The sequence below is a fragment of the Pseudonocardia sp. CA-142604 genome, from assembly GCF_050948475.1.
GTDB classification, from domain to species: Bacteria; Actinomycetota; Actinomycetes; order Mycobacteriales; family Pseudonocardiaceae; genus Pseudonocardia; species Pseudonocardia alaniniphila.
This window is the reverse complement of sequence record NZ_CP192045.1, coordinates 3,148,275-3,166,865: the sequence shown is the minus strand read 5'-3', so window position 1 is coordinate 3,166,865 and position 18,591 is coordinate 3,148,275. Positions and strand designations below refer to the sequence as shown.

The following is an 18,591-nucleotide window of genomic DNA, read 5'->3' as shown; positions in this document are numbered from 1 at the left end:
CCAAGGTGCGTCGGCCCACTCGGAGCCGACAACGCGCGCGGCAATCGGCCCGCGGCCACAGAAGGCCAAGCCGGATCCCTGGCCAGCCGCATCTTCACGCGGACGTCGATGAAAGCCGTTAACGATCCAGCTGGCATAAGAAATATGTGGGCGATGTCCTTCGCGACGAGCCCGTGCACCATCACGCAGACCTCGAGCCGCATCGGCTCGAAGAGGTCGGCGGTCCGCAGACCCCGCATCGCCAGCTCCGACACGCGACTCACCCGGGGACGATGCGCCCAGTCGAAACGACCACGGCCCGTTCGCCCGTGGCTCGGTCGCCCAGTGGACTGTCGTCTGCGACGCGTCTCCGGGGAACAGACGCCGAGGACGACGATCGGCTCTGGCCCCGGTCTGCCGCGTTCAGCAGAGCTGACAGCAGTTATCCACAGTTGATCGATCCCGACTACCCATGCGTTATCGACAGGGAACACGCTCTGACCTCGTGAGAGCACAGAGCCACCACCGTATGGCCACGCATGGACCACGTCGCGGGCACTCGCGCCAGCAGGCTGAGGGACGGCTTTACCTATTCCGTTCACCGTCCCTGCTGGAGAAGTTGATGAAGCCAAACGAGCGCCGACTCGGAACCGCCGAGCGCGCAGAACCCCGCATCAGCCAAAAGGAGCTCTACCGCGTCACAGAGGCAATGGCGCTGCTGTCAATAGGTCGCAGCGTCATCTACGAGCTCCTGAGGAGCGGACGGCTTCGATCGGTGCGCGAAGGCCGAACACGTCTGATCCCGGCTTCCGCGATCAGCGAATATGTTGCGCTTCTCGAACGGGAGGCCGACACCGACGGCTTCGGCGCTGTGTCATGACATCCCGGCGAAGTCGCGGAGAAGGCGGGCTCCATTGGGACGAGGGGCGGCAGCGCTGGATCGCGACGGCCAATCTCGGGTTCGATTCCCGCGGAAAGCGGATCACCCGAAAGGCAAGCGGCACTACCAAAACCGACGCCAAGAACAAGCTGCGCAACATGCTCCGCGAGCACGAGGACGGCCTCACAGTCACGGCCGCGAACAACTACACCGTGACCGACGCCGTGCGCGATTGGCTCGCGTTCGGGCTTGCGGGTCGTTCGGCGAGCACGACCGCCAACTACCGCACCATCGCCGAGACACACATCATCGCCCCACTCGGGGCGCGCCGACTTCGCGATCTGTCGGCCGACGATGTCGACCGCTGGCTGCTCGCGGAATCTCGCAAGGTCAGCACGCGCACACTCCGACTCATGCACTCGCTGCTCAACCGCGCGATGCGACACGCAATGGCACGCGACAAGGTCAAACGAAACGTGGTAGCGCTGTGCGACGTACCGACCGGACTGCAAGGACGGCCCTCGAAGTCGCTGACCTTCGAACAAGCCGAGGCGGTACTGGCCGCTGCCGAGGGTTCACTACTCCACGCATACATCGTGATGTCGCTGCTGACCGGCGCCCGAACCGAGGAACTGCGCGCGCTGCACTGGCACGAGGTCGACCTCAACGGCCGTCCGGACGCCGGCCCACCGATACCCCCATCGGTCGCGGTCTACCGATCGATCCGCGCCGGCGGCGATACCAAGACCGTCAAGTCACGACGGCGACTCGCGATGCCACAACGCTGTGTCGACGCCCTCCGCCGCCACCGCGACCACTCGCCACACCCACCACCACCAGACGCGCTGGTGTTCGCCACGGCCAACGGCACCGCGCTCGACGCCCACAACGTCCGTCGGTCATTCCGCCGCGTAATCTCCGCCGCCGGCCTCAACCCTGCCGCGTGGACGCCCCGCGAACTCCGCCACAGCTTCGTGTCCCTGCTCTCGGCGTCGGGAGTCCGGATCGAGGACATCTCCCGCCTGGTCGGACACAGCGGCACCGCCGTGACCGAACGGGTCTACCGCCACCAACTGCAGGCCGTGCTCGACGAGGGCACCACCGCGATGGACGACCTCTTCCCACGCGACGAGCGAGACAGTCACTCAGATAGTCACTCAGCAAGAAACCATGATCGAGAACCTGCGTCCCACGACTTCAGGCTCAGGCGAGGTACGAGCCCTCCCGCCCAGCCTTTCCGCAGGTAGAAACGCTGATGGGCGGCTCCCCCGACGTAGGGAACCGCCCATCGTGCCGTCGGGACGACAGGATTTGAACCTGCGACCCCTTGACCCCCAGTCAAGTGCGCTACCAAGCTGCGCCACGTCCCGGCCGCCCCCGAGGGAGCGCGATCAGCTTACCCCATCGCCAATCCGCCCCCACCGGCCGGTCGCGGCTCCCCCCACTGCCCCGGTAGCCCCACTCGCCCGCCCGCTCTCGCCCGGATGTCCGGGGATCACGGCCCGGCCAGTCTCTGACGCGCCGGGCCAGGACACCACCGCCCTCGGTCGCCCTTCTGAGGCGACCTTCGTGGGTACCGTCCGGTAACCGTCAGATTCCGGAGGGTTGGGCCAACAGGTCTGCAACCGCTGCGTCGATGAAGGCGGTGTCGACCGGGTTGGCGCCGCCGCCCGCGAAGTGGCCCCAGACTCCGGGGATCACGCGCAGCTCGGCGTTCTGCATGTGCGAGACCGCCCACTTCTCGTCCTCGGGAGGGAAGTAGAGGTCCTTCTCCGCCGGCATCACGATGGCGCGGGCTCGGATCGAGGCCAACGCCTCCTCCGTGGACCCGAAGCCCGGCGTGGTGCCGACATCTCCCCGCCACCAGGTGTCGAGCATCGTCAGGAGGTTGTTGGGGTCGCGGTCGTCGAGGAAGAAGCCCTCCCAGAAGCCGACGGCGAAGTCCTCGAGCGAGGTGAACCCGAGCTCGCGCCATACCTCGTCCCAGTAGAACGCCTGGGAGAACCCCCAGCCCGCGTAGATCCGGGCGAACGCGCGCAGGCCGCGTACCGGCAAGGCGTCCGGCGCGTACCAGCCCTCGGCGAAGGCGGCGTCGGCGCGCATGGCCCAGCGGAGGGAGTCCAGGAAGACCTGGTTGTGCGGGGCCGTCCGCGATGACCCGCAGAACGGCAGCATCCGCTGCACCATCTCCGGGTGACTGACGGCCCACTGATAGGTCTGCCCCGCACCCATCGACCAGCCGAGCACGAGCGGGAGCGTCTCGATCCCGAACACCTCGGTGACGAGGCGGTGCTGCGACGCCACGTTGTCGCGGACCGAGATCCGCGGGAACCGGGCCCGGTCCCACGGCGGCGGCGTGTTCGACGCCGACGAGCTCAGGCCGTTGCCGAGCATGTTCGGCACGATGATGAACCAGCGATCGGGGTCGAGTGCCATGCCCTCGCCGATCAGCCACTCGTTGTCCCAGTGCCTGCCCGAGTACCAGGTCGGGTAGACGATCGCGTTGTCCTTCGCCGCGTTGAGCGTCCCGTAGGTCTGGTAGGCCACCTTCGCCGGGCGCAGCGTCGCGCCGCACTCGAGGGTGAAGTCCGGGATCTCGTGGACGTCGTAGGGCGCGTCCGGGCCGGTCATGACGACACCGCGCAACTCCCCCGGTCCGCGGACACAGGGCCCGAGGCCGACGGCTTGATGTCGAAGTCGAAGATCGCTGTGGGCAGGTATAGCGAGCAACAGGCGTTCGGGATGTCGACCACACCGCTCACCCGGCCCTCGATCGGCGCCGAGCCGAGCAGCAGGTAGGCCTGCGCACCGGAGTAGCCGAACTTCTTGAGGTACTCGACGGCGTTCAGGCACGCGTTCCGGTAGGCGGCGGTGGCGTCGTTGTAGAGCTGGGTGTCGCTCGTGTGGTCCACGCCGATGCCGATGAACGTGACGAACTCCGAGTAGCGCGGCTCGACGTTGCCGGGCATGAGGATCGGGTTGGTGGTGACGCCGTAGGTCTCCATGCCGCCCTTGATCAGGTCGACGTGGAAGTCGATGAACCCGCCCATCTCGATGGCGCCGCAGAACGTGATCTCGCCGTCGCCCTGGCTGAAGTGCAGGTCGCCGCCGGAGAACAGCGCCCCGGGCACGTGCACCGGGTAGAAGACGCGCGAGCCGCGGGTGAAGTTCTTGATGTCGTGGTTGCCGCCGTTCTCCCGGGCGGGAACGGTGCGGGCGCCGTCGCGGCCGATGGCCGACAGCGCGTCGCCGGTGGCGGTGCCGCCGAGCACGGACTCCTCCAGCGGCGGGAGGGCGAGCGGCGGGACGCGGTCCGGGTCCGTGGCGATCAGCGCGCGCTCGCGGGCGTTCCAGCGGGCCAGGAGATCGGCGGACGGTGCGGTGCCGAACAGGCCGGGGTGCGTGATTCCGGTGTACTCGACACCGGGGATGTGCCGGGAGGTGGCCTTCTGCCCGGCGAAGTCCCAGATGGCCTTGTAGGCGTCCGGGAAGGTGTCGGTGAGGAAGCCGCCGCCGTTGTGCTTCGCGAAGATCCCGGTGTAGCCCCAGCCCTGGCCGGGGGCATCACCGACCTCCTGGGGCACCGGGCCGAGGTCGAGGATGTCGACGACGAGCAGGTCGCCCGGCTCGGCACCCTCCACGTAGATGGGCCCGGACAGCATGTGCGCGTGGGTCAGGTCGACGTCGCGGACGTCGTTGGCGGAGTCGTTGTTGCCGATCTGCCCGTCGGTCCACTCACGACACTCGACCCTGATCGACTGGCCGGGGCGCACGGTGACCGCGGGCGGGATGTCCGGATGCCAGCGGTTGTGGCCGGGTACCGCCTGGTCGCGCATGGACTTGGCCTGGTCGACGGAGAACACGACATCGGGCATGAGGACCTCCGGAAGGCGCGTGCGGTTGCGATCGGGTCAGGGGCGGGGCAGCCGGGCGTGACGCGGGTCCCTGGTGACGGGCGTGGCCCGGCGGGACCGGCCGGGGACGGACGTCACGACCGGCGGGGAGTCGGCGCTCTGCTCGCCGGCGTCGAGCGCTCGGCGCAATGAGGGGTCGAGCCTGCGGAGGGCCGGGCCGCCGAAGACTCGGCGGGCGACCTCCCCGCAGTCGGGGCAGCTCGCCGGGTCGGCGGCCTCCGCCATCGGCCGGACGAGTTCGAAGTCATCACCCGAGGGGCACCGGTATGCGTAGGTCGGCACGGCTGGTCACCTCCTGGAGCTGAAACTGTCAGATGAAACTATTTTGATCAAAACATCGAGTCAAGCCTGGAGCTGGGCGACGACGTCCAGGTCCAGTCCGTCGGCGCGGGCCAGGTAGACGCTCTGCATCAGGTGGTTGCCCGCCATCCGAACCGTCCCACGTGGACTGTCGTAGGCGAGGGTCTCGGCGGCTGCTGAGAGCTCGTCGGACCCGAGAGTCCCGGCCCTCTCGGCCAGCCTCGCCAGCAACGTCACGCCCTCGTAACAGGATTCGCCGAGCGATCCGGGCACCGGGGCCTGTACGCCGAATCGCGCGGCGTAACGGCGGGAGAAGTCGAGTCCGGACGCTGTGGCGAGCGCTTCGAAGTAGCCGGACGCGGCGTAGAGCTCACGGGTGGCGGCTGCGCCTGTGGCGAAGACCATGTTCTCGTCCATGAGGGGGCTGAGCCGTACGCACGCGTTGTCCAGCCCGACGGCGGCGAACGCGCGGTTGAACCGGACGGCGTCCGAGCCGACCAGCAGCATCAGCACGCCGTCGGCACCGCTGCGCTCGACGCGTTCGACGGCCGCAGCGAAGTCCTGGGTGCCCAGCGGCACGAACACCTCGTCGAGGATCCGGATGTCAGGCGAGTGCTGCGCGAAGCGGCGCGCCACCGCCGCGGAGGCGAGCGGCCACACGTAGTCGTCCCCGACCACACACCACGTCCGGACGCCGAGTTCGCCCGCCATCCAGCGAAGCGCCGGGAGCAGCTGCCGGTCGGGCGTCTCCCCCGCCATGAACACGCCCGGGGTTCGCTCGCCGCCCTCGTACAAGGGGCTGTACACGTAGGGCACACGGCCGGACACGAGCGGCGCGAGCTGCTGGCGGACCGCAGAGATGTGCCAGCCCGTGACCGCCTCGACCGATCCCGTGCTGAGCAGCATGTCGATGTCGCCTGCCACCACCTGCGGGGCGCGTCCGCCGTCGACGACCTGGAGCCGCAGCTCCCGCCCCAGCACCCCGCCGGCTGCGTTGACCTCGTCGGCCGCCAGCAGACCGCACGCCTCGCACGACGGGCCCACGATCGCCGCCGGCCCGCTGCGCGGTACCACGAAGGCGACTTCCAGCGTGTCACGGCTCATGGCTCATCCCCGGTCCCGCTCTCACCCGGTGTCGAGGTGACTTCGTGCGATATATGGCTTCCTGCCGTTGACGATGCCCGACGACGAGGCCCGATGAGGAGACCCCGTCGGTGACAGTGTTTACGATGACGACGGCTACGTCACGCGGCCGAAGGAGGATGACGTGACCCTCTCTCGGGTGCCTGCGGCTGACCCGTCCGCGCTCACGACCGCGGTTCCGGAGCTGCTCGGCCAGGTGGCGTACCAGATGTCCCGCCGCCTCGAGGCCGCGCTCGGCCCGGACGGCCCGACGCTCGAGCAGTGGCGGGTGCTCGCCCTGCTCGCCGACGGGACCGGCCGCCCCATGACGGAGATCGCGGGTCACGTGCGGGTGCCCCCGCCCACCCTCACCAAGATCGTCGACCGGCTCGTGGACCGGGCGCTGGTGTACCGGCGGGCCGACGAGGTCGATCGGCGGCGCGTACTCGTGTTCCTGTCCGAGCACGGCCGCAGGACCCACGCCCGCCTCGCACCGGCCGTGGCAGGTGTCGCGGAGGCGCTGGTCGACGAGCTCGGCGCCCAGGACGCCGCGCGGCTCGCGCAACTGCTGGAGCGATTGCGCGCGCTCCCGGCCTGACCGCGGGCTACGCGGGCTGTTCCTCGCGAGCCGGGGCGGCGGGGGGCGGCACGGTGCGCAACGGGAAGCTCGCCTGCACGACGAACCCGGCGTCCACCACGGGTCCCCACGAGAGCCGGCCGCCCACCGACTCGACGCGCTCGGCGAGGCCTGTCAGGCCGGCTCCACCGCCGCCCAGCGGCTCGCGCCGCGACCGCACCGGAGAGGCCGGGGCAGAGTTGCCGACCTGCACCTCCAGTTCGTGCGGGAGCCACCGCAGGTCGACGCGGACGGCGGTGCCGGGCGCGTGGCGGGCGGCGTTCGTCAGCGACTCCTGCACCACGCGGTAGACGGCACGCTCGACGGCGGGGGCGGCATCGCCGGGTGTGCCGGTGTGCTGCAGCTCGACGTCGACGCCTGCGGCCCGCGACCCGTCCACGAGGGCCGCGAGGCCCGTCAGCCCTGGGGTGTGCTCCTGCCCGTCGAGCATGCCGAGAGCGACCCGCATCTCCGCCAGAGATCGCTTGGCGAGCGCCCGGAGCTGCTCGGCCCCACGGCGCGTCTCGTCCTCCGTGGTGGTGGTGGCGATCGCCGCGGCCCCCACCGCGATCAGTGTGGCGTGATGGCCGACCGAGTCGTGGATCTCCCGGCCGATCCGTGCCCGCTCCTGCGCCCGAGCCGCCTCCTGGGAGGCTGCGAGTGCTTTCTCACGCGCGCGTTCGAGGTCTCGGAGGCTCTCCGTCAGGCGTTCCCGGGTGGTCATGAGCAGGCCCAGTGAGGTGGGCGCGATGGCGTACAGCGCGACGAACGCCACGGTGAGCACGATCCGCTGCCAGGGCAGCGCCTGGGTCAACAGCACCGGGGTGACGGCCGCGACGACCGGGGGCACGAGCCACGGAACGGTGGTCGCCGCGCGTGCGCCGCGCCTGCCGAGGGCGTAGAGCGCGACCAGTGCGGCGGGCCATGCGAGACCGCCCGCGAGGCCCCACAGAGCGGCGAGGACGGCGAGTGGGGGCCAGATGTGGCGCAGCGGCAGCAGCCCGCAGGCCACGAGGGCCGCGGACACCGACCACGAGAAGGGTGGCACCGCCCAGAGCACCGCGATCGCCGGCACCGAGATGACGGCCAGCTCCGTGGCGAGACGACGTAGTCGCATCCAGCTCATCTTCACATTCCCCCCGCTCAGGGCACCCGTCACGCACTCCTCACGTGATGCCCCAGTTCTGCGCCATCAGCGCTGCCTGCACCCGGTTCTCCGCCCCGAGCTTGGTGAGCAGTGCCGAGACGTACTTCTTGACGGTGGCCTCGGCGAGCCCCAGCCGGGACGCGATCGCGGCGTTCGACTCGCCGGCCGCGAGCCCGCGCAGCACCTGCTGCTCGCGCAAGGTCAGCCCGGCGGGCGGCGGCGAGGGCCACCCGGCCGCGAGGCGGGGCAGCAACCGGGCTGTGATGCGCGGGTCGAGCACGGCGCCGCCGGCGGCGAGGTCGCGTACGGCCCGGATGAGCGCGTCGGGATCGGTGTCCTTGAGCAGGAAGCCCTGCACCCCGATCCGCAGCGCCTCGGCGACGTAGTCGTCGTGGTCGAAGGTGGTGAGGATCGCGGCGGGCGGGGCGTCGGGCCGGGCCCGCAGGACGCGCAGGGCCGAGAGTCCGTCGGTGCCCGGCATCTGGACGTCGGCGAGCACCACGTCGGGCCGGTGGGCGTCGACGGCGGCGAGCAGTTCGGCCCCGTCTCCGGCCTGGCCGACCACTCGTACCGAGCCCCCCGCTTCGAGGACCGTGCGCAGCCCGGCGAGCATCAGGGGCTCGTCGTCGGCGAGCACCACACGGACGGGCGCCCTCCCCTGCGCCCCGTCGACCGCCATGTGGCCGAGAGTAACCGGAGCACACCGGTCATCCCCAACCCCGCTCAGCGCTTGCGGGGCCGCTTCTCGCGCACCCGTACGGAGATCCGCACCGGTGACCCGGTGAACCCGAACTCCTCGCGGAGCCGCCGCTCCAGGAAGCGCCGGTAGCCCGCCTCCAGGAACCCGCTCGTGAACAGGACGAACGTCGGCGGCCGCGTCTGGGCCTGGGTCGCGAACAGAACCTTCGGCTGCTTTCCCCCACGCACCGGCGGCGGGGTCGCTGCGACCACCTCGGCCAGCCAGCCGTTGAGCCTGCCGGTGGGGATCCGCCGGTCCCAGGACTGCAGCGCGGTGCGCAACGCGGGGGCGATCTTCGCGACAGCACGGCCGGTCAGGGCGGAGACGTTGACCCGTTCGGCCCATTGGACGCGCACGAGGTCGCGCTCCAGCTCGCGCTTCATCGCGAGCCGCCGTTCCTCGTCGACGAGATCCCACTTGTTGAAAACGAGCACGAGGGCCCGGCCAGCCTCCTCCACCATCCCGATCACACGCTGGTCCTGCTCGGCGATGGGCTCGCCGGCGTCGATCAGGACGACCGCGACCTCCGCGGCCTCGATCGCCGCGCGGGTGCGCAGGCTCGCGTAGTACTCCATGCCGCTCGCGGTGTGGACGCGCTTGCGCAGGCCCGCGGTGTCGACGAACCGCCACACCTCGCCGTCCAGCTCGACGAGCGAGTCGACGGGGTCGACGGTGGTGCCCGCGACGTCGTGGACGACCGAGCGGACCTCGCCGGACACGCGGTTGAGCAGGCTGGACTTGCCGACGTTCGGCTTGCCGACCAGCGCCACCCGGCGTGGGCCCGCGGTGCCCCCACCGGGAAGGTCCCGCGGGCTCTCCGGCAGTGCCTCGAGCACGGCGTCGAGCAGATCGCCCGAACCGCGGCCGTGCAGGCCGCTGACGGGGTGGGGTTCGCCGAGCCCGAGCCGCCACAGGGAGGCGGTGTCCGAGGTCAGCCGGTCGTCGTCGACCTTCGTGGCGGCGAGCAGGACGGGCCGGTCCGAGCGGCGCAGCACCCTGGCCACGGCCTCGTCGGTGGTGGTGGCGCCGACGCTCGCGTCGACCACCAGCAGCACCGCGTCGGCGGTCTGGATGGCCAGCTCCGCCTGCGCGGCGACGGCGGCCTGCAGCCCGGTGGCGTCGGGCTCCCAGCCGCCGGTGTCGACGAGCGTGAACCGGCGGCCGTTCCAGAGCGCGTCGTAGGCGATGCGGTCGCGGGTGACGCCCGGAATGTCCTGCACCACGGCCTCACGGCGCCCGATCAGCCGGTTGACCAGCGTGGACTTGCCGACGTTCGGACGCCCGACGACGGCCAGCACCGGCGCGGGCGGCAGCACATCCGACGAGGCGAAGCCCTCGTCGCCGGACCCGGGGCCGTCCTCGTCGTCTGCGCTCACGAACTCGCCGGGGTGGAGCCCCAGCGCTGCCATCGCGGCGACGTCACCGTCGTCGATCGGCCGGGTGTCGTTGCTCGGCCCCACCCGCGGGCCCTCGGTACCACTCACGTCCTGCTCCGAACATCATCGAGTTCACGGACCATCCCGGCCAGCTCGGCCCGGACGGTCTCGGTGGCGGTGGCCAGGCCGGCCCGGCCACCACCGGTGGCCACGGTCAGCGGCTCTCCCACGAGAACGTCCACCTTGGGGCGCCACCGCCTGCCCGAACCATCGGGACGGCGAGTACCCCGGCAGACCACCGGGAGCACCTCGGCTCCCGAGGTGCGGGCCAGCCAGGCCGCCCCGTGCTGCGCGGCCGCGACCTCGCCCGCGCCCCGCGTGCCCTCGGGGAAGACCCCGATCAGGCCACCGGCACGCAGGACGTCGAGCGCGGTCGTCAGCGCCCGTCGGTCGGGCTCTCCGCGCCGTACCGGGAGCTGCCCGATCCGCGGCAGCCACCAGCCGATCACGCCTGAGAACATCTCCTGCTTGGTGAGGAACACCGCGCGGCGTCCCAGTAGTCCGAACAGCAGCGGCCCGTCGACGAACGCGCTGTGGTTCGCGACGAGCACGACCGCTCCGGTGGCCGGGATGCGGTCGCGGTGGTGCACCCGCACCTGGTAGAGGGGCAGGAAGAGCCACGTGCCGACCCAGCGGGCGAGGTCGTGCAGCCATGGCAGTGAGCCAGGCGGTAGATCGTCGCTCACGTCAGGAGACCTCTCTCCCGTACCAGCCGCAGCAGCTCCTCCAGCACGGCGTCGACGCTGAGGTCGTCGGTGTCGAGCACGACGGCGTCGGCGGCCGCGTGCAGCGGCGAGGTCTTGCGCGTGGAGTCGAGGCGGTCACGGCGCCGGACGTCGGCCAGCACCGTGCCGATGTCCGCGCTGCGACCCGCCTTGCGGTCCTGGGCGCCGCGGCGGGCGGCCCGGACCTGCTCCGATGCCGTGAGGTACACCTTCAGCGGGGCGTCCGGCACCACGACGCTGCCGATGTCGCGGCCCTCCACCACGATGCCGCCCTCGGTCGCGAGCGCATCGGCCACGATCGCGCGCTGCCGCTCCACCAGCGCCGTGCGCACGGCGGGCACGGCCGAGACCGCGCTCACCGCTGCCGTCACCTCGGGGCCGCGGATCTCGGTCTCGACGTCCTCGTCGGCCAGCAGGATCCGGGGCTCGCCCGGATCGACGACCGACCGCAGGTCGGGCACGGCGGCGAGCGCGACGCTCCCGGTGGCAGGCTCCGAGCCCTCGAGGCCCGCGCGTAGCACCGCCAGGGTGAGCGCCCGGTACATGGCACCGGTGTCGAGGTACGCGGCCGAGCCTGCGAGGGCCAGGCGCCGCGAGACCGTGGACTTCCCGGTGCCCGAGGGGCCGTCCATCGCAACGACCCCGCGCAACCGCCCTGTCACCGTTCGCCCCTGTCCGGGCCAGCGGCCCTACCACCTTGCCGCACGCCGTTCGCGGATCGCGACCCATCATGCCGTGCAGGCCGACGATGATCTCAGCTCGGGGCCGAAACCGCAGGTCGCGAAGCCCTCGAAGGCTACTGGGGCAGATCGGTGCGCAGCGCCGTGGCTCCCCGCAGGTACACGTGCCGCAACTGGGCGCGCGACCGTTCGGTCTCCACGTGCGCGAGCAGTCGCAGGGTGCGCGGCAGAGCCCCCGGAACCGCGATCTCCGACGCGCAGAGCAGCGGCACGTCGGTCAGGCCGAGCAGGCGCGCCGCGTACGCGGGGAACTCGGCGGTGAGGTCCGGCGTGGCCGTGAAGACGATCGAGATGATGTCGTCGGCCGTCAGTTCGTTGCGTTCGAGCACGGTGCTGACGAGCTCCGCCGAACCGTCGAGGATCTCCTGCCTGCTGTCGCCGTCCACCTGGATCGCACCGCGTACCGCGCGAACCGCCACCGTCACATCCCGACCGAGCGGTAGAGCGACCCCACCTCGTGGTGGGTGAGCGGACGGAAGCGCCCCGGCCGCTGGTCACCGAGGCGCACGTCGCCGATGGCCGTGCGCACCAGGCGCTGCACCGGGAACCCGACCTCGTCGAGCAGCCTGCGGACCACGTGCTTGCGCCCCTCGTGGATCACCAGCTCCACCAGGGACCGTCCGGCGGTGGAGTCCACGAGCTTGAACGAGTGGACCGCGACGAGGCCGTCCTCCAGCTCGATGCCCTCGCGCAGCCTGCGCCCGAGGTCACGCGGCACCTGGCCGATGACCTCGGCGAGGTAGGTCTTCTCCACCTCGTACGACGGGTGCATGAGGCGGTGGCCGAGCTCGCCGTCGTTGGTGAGCAGCAAGAGCCCCTCGGTGTCGGCGTCGAGCCGCCCGACGTGGAACAGCCGCGCGCGAGGTGCACCGTCGAAGTGCTCGTCGACGATGCCACGCTCGACGACGAGGTCGCCGACGCACGGCCTGCCGCGGTCGTCGGACATCGTGGAGAGGATCCCCCGGGGTTTGTTCAGCGCCAGGTGCACGAGGTCGTCGCGCAGCACGATCCGGGCCCCGTCGACGTGCACCACCGCGGTGTCGGGGTCGATCCTGCGGCCCATCTCGCGCACGATCTTGCCGTCGACGCTCACCCGGCCCGCCGCGATCAGCTCTTCCGCCGCACGGCGGGACGCGACGCCGGCCTGGGCCAGCACCTTCTGCAGCCGCACCCCATCGGGCCGGGCTTCCGTACTCATCTGACTCATCTCGATGCTCATGTCTCGGTACTCAGTCGTCACAACTCGTCGATCGCGTCCACATCGGGCAGCAGCGGCGCCAGGGCCGGCAGCTCCTCCAGCGACGACAGTCCGAGCCGTTCGAGGAACAGCTCGGTGGTGCAGAACAGGGTGCCCTGCGTGGAAGGATCCGCCCCTGCCTCCTGCACGAGCCCGCGGGTGAGAAGCGTGCGCAGCACACCGTCGCAGTTCACCCCGCGAACGGCCGACACCCGGGCCCGCGTGACGGGCTGCCGGTACGCCACCACCGCAAGCGTCTCCAGCGCCGCCCGCGTGAGACGGGCGCGCTGGCCGTCGAGCAACAGGCGCTCGACGTAGGGGGCGTAGGCGTCGCGTGTGTAGAACCGCCATCCCCCTCCCGTCTTGCGCAGGTCGATGCCGCGCCCTGTCTCGGCGTAGTCCGCCGACAGGCGCAGCAGCGCCGCACGCACCCGCGCGACGGGCTCCTGCACGGCCAGCGCGAGGGCCTCGTCCTCGGTGGGGGCGTCGACCACGAGCAGCAGCGCTTCGAGGGCGCCGTCGAGCTCGGCGTCGCCCAGCGTGATCTCGTCCGGGCCGATCTCGCCGGGGGTGTCCTGGTCCGGGCCGATCTGTTCCGGGGAGACGGGCCCGGCGTCGTCGGGACCGTCGGGATCGGGAGAGGTGCTCACATCCATGAGGCTCACTGGCCTGTCGTCACTCATCACTCTCGTCGGGGCCGGCCGCCTGTGCGGTACCGGGCTCGGGGAGGGATCCAGGCTGGTCAGGCGGACTCCAGCGTACCGTCAGCTCGCCGAACGGTTCGGGCTGCTCCAAGTGGACGGTGGCCTCGCGGTAGAGCTCCAGCAGGGCGAGGAACCGCGCCACCACCTCGAGCGGCCCGGCGCAGTCCGCGGTGAGCACCGCGAAGGTGGCCACACCCAGCTCGGCGAGCCGCTCCCGCAGGATCGCGACGTGCTCGGACACCGACACCTTGGCGGCGTGCAGGTGGTCGAGGCCCACCGTCGGCGGTGGCTTGGGCCGGAACACCGAGGCGGCCAGGTCGGCGAACGTGGCAGGGTCGACCCCCAGCAGCACCTCGGGCAGCAGCGCGGCGAACCGCTCCTCCAGCGCCACCGACCGCGGGAACCGGCGCATCGCCCCGGCCTCGAGCTCCACGAACAGCGCCGCCACCTGCTTGTACGCGCGGTACTGCAGGAGCCGGGCGAAGAGCAGGTCACGCGCCTCCAGCAGCGCGAGGTCCTCCTCGTCCTCGACGTCGGCGTCGGGCAGCAGCCGGGCCGCCTTGAGGTCGAGCAGGGTGGCCGCGATCACCAGGAACTCGGTGGTCTCGTCGAGGTCGGCGTCATCACCGAGCGCGGCGAGGTGTGCGATGAAGTCGTCGGTGACGGTGTGCAGCGCCATCTCGGTGATGTCGAGCTCGTGCTTCCCGATCAGCTGCAGCAGCAGGTCGAACGGGCCCTCGAAGTTGTGCAGGCGCACCTGGAACCGCGGCCGTCCGCCGTCGAGCAGCGGGGGACCGTCCTCGACCGGCGCTCCGGTCTCGACCAACGTCACCGTGCGATGACCTCGCGCGCCAGCAGGCGGTACGCCTCGGCGCCGTTCGATGTGGGGGCCCAGCTGGTGATGGGCTCGCCTGCCACGGTGGTCTCCGGGAACCGCACGGTGCGGTTGATCACGGACTCGAACACGAGGTCGCCGAACGCCTCGATCACCCGCTGGCGGACCTCACGGGTGTGCAGCGTGCGTGGGTCGAACATCGTGGCCAGGATGCCGAGGATCCGCAGGTCGGGGTTGAGCCGCTGCTGCACCTTGTCGATCGTGTCCATCAGCAGCGCCACGCCCCGCAGGCTGAAGAACTCGCAGGCCAGCGGGATCAGGATCTGGTCGGCGCAGGCGAGCGCGTTGATCGTGAGCAGGCCGAGCGAGGGCTGGCAGTCGATGAGGACGACGTCGTACCGGTCGAGCACGGGCTTGATCGCGCGGCCGAGCGACTGCTCGCGCCCGACCTCGGTGACGAGCTGCACCTCGGCGGCGGACAGGTCGATGTTGCTCGGCAGCAGGTGCATGCCCTCGACGGAGGTCTCGCGGATCACGTCGTCGATCTCGACGTCCTGCTCCATGAGCAGGTTGTAGATCGTGGTGTCGAGCTCGTGAGCCTGCACACCCAGGCCGACCGACAGCGCACCCTGCGGGTCGAAGTCGACGAGGAGCACCTTGCGGCCGTACTCGGCCAGCGCCGCACCGAGGTTGATCGTGGAGGTCGTCTTGCCGACGCCGCCCTTCTGGTTCGCCACCGCGATGACCCGCGCCGGGCCGTGCTCTGTGAGGGGGGCCGGCTCCGGTACCTGGGCATGCGACCTCCCGACTCCGTCGTGTTCGGCGGCGTCGTGGTCCTCGTCGAGCGGCTCCGGGCTGGGGGCGAAGGGCCGCGGTGTGTCCAATGCGGGCTCCGGTCTTCGGCGGGCGACCCATGGCGGGTCGATCCCGGCAGACTAGGAGGCCGGGTTGACGACGGGCAACGCGCCCCGCCGTACGCCGGCCGACTGATCGGCGCAGGTCGGCCGACCGCTGCCCAACGCTACCCGTGACAGCGCCCGCGCGTTGCGGGGGCAGGTGCCTCGCGGCGGTCAGGTCACCAGCTGCACACCCGCGGCCACGAGCTCGCGCACGGCAGGGGCGCCCGGCTCGGCGTCGGTGACGATCCCGGTCACCTCGGAGAGCGGGAGCACCGCGAAACGGGAGGCCGCACCGATCTTCTCGGAGCTGGCCAGCACGTAGGTGTCGGCGGCCCGCCGGGAGAGCGCGCGTTTCATGGCGGCCTCGTCGGCGTCGCCGGTGGTGAGCCCCGCCTCGTGGTGCACGCCGGTGACGCCCAGCAGGAAGACGTCGGCGGTCACTGCCTGCGCAGCTTCCACAGCGGCCGCACCGCAGGTGACCAGGGAGTGCTTGAAGAGGCGGCCGCCGAGCAGGAACACCTCGACGTCGCGGTGGTCCACGAGGGCCGCGGCCACCGACGGGCTGTGCGTCACTACGGTGGCCGCGAGGTCGAGCGGGAGCGCCCGCACGACGGCGAGCGCCGTCGTGCCCCCGTCGAGGATCGCGGTGCCGCCCGGCGTGACGAGGCCTGCGGCGATGCTCGCGACCCGCGCCTTGCTCCCCGGTTCCACGTGCTCGCGCCCGGCGACGTCGGCGATCGCAGGCGAGACCGGCAGGGCACCGCCGTAGACCCGCTGGCAGAGACCGGCCGCGGCGAGCTCACGCAGGTCGCGCCGGACGCTGTCCTCCGAGACGCCGAGCTCGTCGGCGATGTCCTTGGCCACGATCCGCCCCTCGCTGCGGAGGCGGGCGAGGAGCAGGTCACGACGCTGCGCCGCAAGCATGCATGTTCTCCCTTGCTTCTGCCGACTTTTGCACGTTACCGTGCTGAATGTGACGAAACCACTGATGATCCTGATCGCCGGCCCCTACCGCTCCGGTACGGACGACGACCCCGCCCTGATGGCGGCCAACCTGGCGCGGCTGGAGGAGGCGGCCTGGCCGATCTTCCAGGCCGGGCACGTGCCGATGATCGGAGAGTGGGTGGCGCTGCCCGTGCTGCGCGGAGCCGGCGCCACGGGTGTGACCGACCCGCTGGCGCAGCAGGTCATGTACCCCACCGCGCACCGGCTGCTGCAGCACTGCGACGCGGTCCTGCGCCTGCCTGGCGCGTCGACCGGGGCGGACCAGGACGTCGCCATCGCACGCGAGCGCGGCATCCCCGTCTACGCCGACCTCGCCGAGATCCCCGGGATGGAATCGCTAACCGAGCGCACGGGGGTGTGAGGTCGCGTAGACCTCGCGCAGCGTGTCGACCGTGACGCTCGTGTAGATCTGGGTGGTGGTCACCGACGCGTGGCCGAGCAGTTCCTGCACCACCCGCACGTCCGCGCCGCCGGCAAGCAGGTGGGTGGCGAAACAGTGCCGCAGCGTGTGCGGGGAGACGTCGGTGGCGAGCCCGGCCGCCTCCGCCGCGCCCCGTAGGGCATGCCAGGCGCTCTGCCGCGACAGCCGCGCCCCGCGGGCATTGAGCAGGAGTGCCGGTGTGCCGCGGCCGCGCGCGGCGAGAGCAGGACGGGCCCGCACCAGGTAGGCGTCGACGGCGGCGAGCGCCGGGCGTCCCACGGGGACGATCCGCTGCTTGCCGCCCTTGCCGCGCAGCAGCACGGTGCGGCCCGCGATGTCGAGGTCGTCCCGATCGATCCCGACGGCCTCGGAGATCCGCGCGCCCGTGGAGTACAGCAGTTCGAGCAGCGCGCGGTCGCGCAGCGCGCCTGGTCCGTCACCGACACAGCCGGCGAGCAGCTGCTCCACCTGGTCGAGGGTGAGCGCGCGCGGCAGCCGGGCCGGCAGCGCAGGCGGGCGCACCTCGCGGGCGACGTCGTCGTTCAGCAGCCCGTCGCGCACCGCGAACCGGTGCAGCCCGCGCACTGCCGCGAGTGCACGGGCGGCCGACGACGCCGCCAGCGGCGACGGTCCACTGCGCAGGGCCGTCACGAAGCCGGCGACGTCGCCCTCCTGCACGGCAGCGAGGTCGTCGATCCCGAGGGTCTCGAGGTACTGGAGGTAGCGCCGCAGGTCGGTGCCGTAGGAGCGCAGGGTGTTGGCAGCGCTCCCCCGCTCCACCGTCATGTGGTGCAGGAACGCCTCCACCACGTCAGCAGGTCGGGCACCCACGGCGGCATCCTCCCGCACGGCGGCCTCGAAGCCGTGCAGGCACGTGTCACGAGAGTGCGGGGATCACCTCGCGCTCGAACAGCTCGATGCCCGAACGGTCGTAGGCGGCCTCCGGGAAGTTGAAGATCCCGTAGCTCATCCCCAGCTCACGCAGCTTGCCGAGCTTCTCGACGATCTGCTCGGGCGTGCCGAACGCGGCCGAGCCCCGGTAGGACTCCGCGTTGCTCTCGGCGCGCTCCGCCCCCACGTGCGGCGCCAGCCGGGCCTTCAGCGTCTCGATCCGCCGCTCGGCCTCCGCCTCCGAGCTGCCGATCGCCACGTTGAAGTTCGTCGAGCGCACGATCGCGTCGAAGTCGGTGCCCACCGTGTCGCAGTGCTTCCTGAGCACCTCGGACTTGTGGGCGAAGACCTCGGCGTCACCGCCGCCGATGTTGGCGTACTGCCCGTACTTCGCCACGATCTTCAACGTCACCTTCTCGCCGCCCCCGGCGATCCACAGCGGGATGCCGCCCTTCTGCAGCGGGAGGGGCCGGACGATCGCGTCGCTCACCTGGTACTGCTTGCCGTCCAGGCTGGCGACACCCTCGGTCCAGGCCTGACGCATGATCTGGACACCCTCGTCGAGCATCCGCAGCCGCTCCGGCGCCGACGGGAAGCCGTAGCCGTAGGCGCGCCACTCGTGCTCGTACCAGCCGGCGCCGATACCCATCTCGATACGGCCACCGGAGACGATGTCGCAGGTGGCTGCCACCTTCGCGAGGTAGACCGGGTTGCGGTAGCTCATGCACGTGCACATCTGCCCGAGCCGCACCCGCTCGGTCACCGCACCGAACGCCGACATCAGCGTCCACGCCTCGTGGGTCGCCTGGTCGGTGGGAACGGGAACGGTGTGGAAGTGGTCGTAGACCCAGATCGACTCCCATGGGCCCGCGTCGGCGTGCTGCGCGAGCCCCTTCATCGCCTGCCACTGGTCGGCGGGGTCGATACCGACCAGATCGTGTCGCCATCCTTGGGGAACGAACATTCCGAAGCGCATACCGGTCACGGACCTGAATAGTAGG

Annotated in this window: 21 protein-coding genes and 1 tRNA gene; 4 read left to right on the top strand and 18 right to left on the bottom strand. The window is 71.2% G+C overall.

What is annotated here, in order from left to right; translation table 11 throughout:
* Positions 1–601 precede the first annotated feature (601 nt).
* Positions 602–859: a helix-turn-helix domain-containing protein gene (locus ACQPZQ_RS14585; protein ID WP_433295910.1), complete on the top strand. Its 258-nt coding sequence runs from the start codon at positions 602–604 to the stop codon at positions 857–859.
* Positions 860–1,017: 158 nt separating this feature from the next.
* Positions 1,018–2,106: a tyrosine-type recombinase/integrase gene (locus ACQPZQ_RS14580; protein WP_433295908.1), complete on the top strand. Its 1,089-nt coding sequence runs from the start codon at positions 1,018–1,020 to the stop codon at positions 2,104–2,106.
* A 49-nt stretch (positions 2,107–2,155) separates the two neighbouring features.
* On the opposite strand, the gene ACQPZQ_RS14575 is transcribed toward ACQPZQ_RS14580, so the two are convergent.
* The 5 genes from ACQPZQ_RS14575 to ACQPZQ_RS14555 all read right to left on the bottom strand — a co-directional run bounded on the left by ACQPZQ_RS14575 (position 2,156) and on the right by ACQPZQ_RS14555 (position 6,177).
* Positions 2,156–2,229: transfer RNA gene (locus ACQPZQ_RS14575), tRNA-Pro, on the bottom strand.
* A gap of 220 nt (positions 2,230–2,449) precedes the next feature.
* The gene (locus ACQPZQ_RS14570) at positions 2,450–3,490 is read right to left on the bottom strand and encodes an alpha/beta fold hydrolase (RefSeq protein WP_433295906.1); all 1,041 of its coding nucleotides are present in this window, start codon (positions 3,488–3,490) and stop codon (positions 2,450–2,452) included.
* Positions 3,487–4,734 (bottom strand): formamidase, encoded by a 1,248-nt coding sequence (fmdA, locus tag ACQPZQ_RS14565; protein ID WP_433295904.1) that lies wholly within the window; start codon positions 4,732–4,734, stop codon positions 3,487–3,489. The genes ACQPZQ_RS14570 and fmdA overlap by 4 nt, the downstream gene beginning before the upstream one ends.
* A gap of 36 nt (positions 4,735–4,770) precedes the next feature.
* Entirely contained in the window at positions 4,771–5,055 is a 285-nt protein-coding gene (locus ACQPZQ_RS14560; RefSeq protein WP_433295902.1) for an FmdB family zinc ribbon protein, read from the bottom strand.
* Positions 5,056–5,115: 60 nt separating this feature from the next.
* Positions 5,116–6,177 (bottom strand): substrate-binding domain-containing protein, encoded by a 1,062-nt coding sequence (locus tag ACQPZQ_RS14555; RefSeq protein ID WP_433295900.1) that lies wholly within the window; start codon positions 6,175–6,177, stop codon positions 5,116–5,118.
* 163 nt (positions 6,178–6,340) lie between these two features.
* Here ACQPZQ_RS14555 and ACQPZQ_RS14550 point away from each other — a divergent pair, with 163 nt between their 5' ends.
* Positions 6,341–6,793, top strand: a complete 453-nt coding sequence (locus tag ACQPZQ_RS14550; protein WP_433295898.1) for a MarR family winged helix-turn-helix transcriptional regulator — start codon at positions 6,341–6,343, stop codon at positions 6,791–6,793.
* Positions 6,794–6,800: 7 nt separating this feature from the next.
* Here ACQPZQ_RS14550 and ACQPZQ_RS14545 read toward each other — a convergent pair whose 3' ends face one another.
* The 11 genes from ACQPZQ_RS14545 to ACQPZQ_RS14495 form a co-directional block, all read right to left on the bottom strand.
* Positions 6,801–7,970, bottom strand: a complete 1,170-nt coding sequence (locus tag ACQPZQ_RS14545) for a sensor histidine kinase (RefSeq protein ID WP_433295896.1) — start codon at positions 7,968–7,970, stop codon at positions 6,801–6,803.
* A 7-nt stretch (positions 7,971–7,977) separates the two neighbouring features.
* On the bottom strand, positions 7,978–8,637 hold the full coding sequence (locus tag ACQPZQ_RS14540; protein ID WP_433295894.1) for a response regulator: 660 nt from the start codon (positions 8,635–8,637) through the stop codon (positions 7,978–7,980).
* Between the two features lie 44 nt (positions 8,638–8,681).
* On the bottom strand, positions 8,682–10,106 hold the full coding sequence (der, locus tag ACQPZQ_RS14535) for a ribosome biogenesis GTPase Der (protein WP_433299205.1): 1,425 nt from the start codon (positions 10,104–10,106) through the stop codon (positions 8,682–8,684).
* Between the two features lie 71 nt (positions 10,107–10,177).
* The gene (locus tag ACQPZQ_RS14530) at positions 10,178–10,819 is read right to left on the bottom strand and encodes a lysophospholipid acyltransferase family protein (RefSeq protein WP_433295892.1); all 642 of its coding nucleotides are present in this window, start codon (positions 10,817–10,819) and stop codon (positions 10,178–10,180) included.
* Positions 10,816–11,490: a (d)CMP kinase gene (gene cmk, locus ACQPZQ_RS14525; RefSeq protein ID WP_433299203.1), complete on the bottom strand. Its 675-nt coding sequence runs from the start codon at positions 11,488–11,490 to the stop codon at positions 10,816–10,818. Before cmk ends, ACQPZQ_RS14530 begins: the two co-directional genes overlap by 4 nt.
* Before the next feature lie 164 nt (positions 11,491–11,654).
* Entirely contained in the window at positions 11,655–12,017 is a 363-nt protein-coding gene (gene aroH, locus ACQPZQ_RS14520; RefSeq protein ID WP_433295890.1) for a chorismate mutase, read from the bottom strand.
* A gap of 2 nt (positions 12,018–12,019) precedes the next feature.
* Positions 12,020–12,796, bottom strand: a complete 777-nt coding sequence (locus tag ACQPZQ_RS14515) for a pseudouridine synthase (RefSeq protein WP_433295888.1) — start codon at positions 12,794–12,796, stop codon at positions 12,020–12,022.
* 38 nt (positions 12,797–12,834) lie between these two features.
* Entirely contained in the window at positions 12,835–13,518 is a 684-nt protein-coding gene (gene scpB / locus ACQPZQ_RS14510) for an SMC-Scp complex subunit ScpB (RefSeq protein WP_433295886.1), read from the bottom strand.
* Positions 13,511–14,365: a segregation and condensation protein A gene (locus ACQPZQ_RS14505; protein ID WP_433299201.1), complete on the bottom strand. Its 855-nt coding sequence runs from the start codon at positions 14,363–14,365 to the stop codon at positions 13,511–13,513. The genes scpB and ACQPZQ_RS14505 overlap by 8 nt, the downstream gene beginning before the upstream one ends.
* 2 nt (positions 14,366–14,367) lie before the next feature.
* Positions 14,368–15,258, bottom strand: coding sequence for a ParA family protein (locus ACQPZQ_RS14500; protein ID WP_241042534.1), 891 nt, complete (start codon positions 15,256–15,258; stop codon positions 14,368–14,370).
* 186 nt (positions 15,259–15,444) lie between these two features.
* On the bottom strand, positions 15,445–16,197 hold the full coding sequence (locus tag ACQPZQ_RS14495) for a DeoR/GlpR family DNA-binding transcription regulator (protein WP_433295884.1): 753 nt from the start codon (positions 16,195–16,197) through the stop codon (positions 15,445–15,447).
* Between the two features lie 49 nt (positions 16,198–16,246).
* On the opposite strand from ACQPZQ_RS14495, the gene ACQPZQ_RS14490 reads away from it, so the two are divergent.
* On the top strand, positions 16,247–16,639 hold the full coding sequence (locus tag ACQPZQ_RS14490) for a DUF4406 domain-containing protein (protein ID WP_433295882.1): 393 nt from the start codon (positions 16,247–16,249) through the stop codon (positions 16,637–16,639).
* Here ACQPZQ_RS14490 and ACQPZQ_RS14485 read toward each other — a convergent pair.
* Entirely contained in the window at positions 16,616–17,509 is an 894-nt protein-coding gene (locus tag ACQPZQ_RS14485) for a site-specific tyrosine recombinase XerD (RefSeq protein WP_433299199.1), read from the bottom strand. The two genes, ACQPZQ_RS14490 and ACQPZQ_RS14485, sit on opposite strands and share 24 nt — an antisense overlap.
* Before the next feature lie 67 nt (positions 17,510–17,576).
* A complete protein-coding gene (locus ACQPZQ_RS14480; protein ID WP_241042556.1) occupies positions 17,577–18,566 on the bottom strand; it encodes an LLM class F420-dependent oxidoreductase in 990 nt (329 codons plus the stop codon).
* Positions 18,567–18,591 lie beyond the last annotated feature (25 nt).

Excerpts from the sequence above, each read along its gene's own strand:
- ACQPZQ_RS14585 (WP_433295910.1), top strand. The coding sequence starts at position 602 with ATGAAGCCAAACGAGCGCCGACTCGGAACCGCCGAGCGCGCAGAACCC.
- cmk (WP_433299203.1), bottom strand. The coding sequence starts at position 11,490 with ATGGACGGCCCCTCGGGCACCGGGAAGTCCACGGTCTCGCGGCGCCTG.
- ACQPZQ_RS14540 (WP_433295894.1), bottom strand. The coding sequence starts at position 8,637 with ATGGCGGTCGACGGGGCGCAGGGGAGGGCGCCCGTCCGTGTGGTGCTC.
- ACQPZQ_RS14555 (WP_433295900.1), bottom strand. The coding sequence starts at position 6,177 with ATGAGCCGTGACACGCTGGAAGTCGCCTTCGTGGTACCGCGCAGCGGG.
- fmdA (WP_433295904.1), bottom strand. The coding sequence starts at position 4,734 with ATGCCCGATGTCGTGTTCTCCGTCGACCAGGCCAAGTCCATGCGCGAC.
- der (WP_433299205.1), bottom strand. The coding sequence starts at position 10,106 with ATGGCAGCGCTGGGGCTCCACCCCGGCGAGTTCGTGAGCGCAGACGAC.
- ACQPZQ_RS14570 (WP_433295906.1), bottom strand. The coding sequence starts at position 3,490 with ATGACCGGCCCGGACGCGCCCTACGACGTCCACGAGATCCCGGACTTC.
- ACQPZQ_RS14480 (WP_241042556.1), bottom strand. The coding sequence starts at position 18,566 with ATGCGCTTCGGAATGTTCGTTCCCCAAGGATGGCGACACGATCTGGTC.
- scpB (WP_433295886.1), bottom strand. The coding sequence starts at position 13,518 with ATGAGTGACGACAGGCCAGTGAGCCTCATGGATGTGAGCACCTCTCCC.
- ACQPZQ_RS14495 (WP_433295884.1), bottom strand. The coding sequence starts at position 16,197 with ATGCTTGCGGCGCAGCGTCGTGACCTGCTCCTCGCCCGCCTCCGCAGC.
- ACQPZQ_RS14580 (WP_433295908.1), top strand. The coding sequence starts at position 1,018 with ATGCTCCGCGAGCACGAGGACGGCCTCACAGTCACGGCCGCGAACAAC.
- ACQPZQ_RS14515 (WP_433295888.1), bottom strand. The coding sequence starts at position 12,796 with ATGAGTACGGAAGCCCGGCCCGATGGGGTGCGGCTGCAGAAGGTGCTG.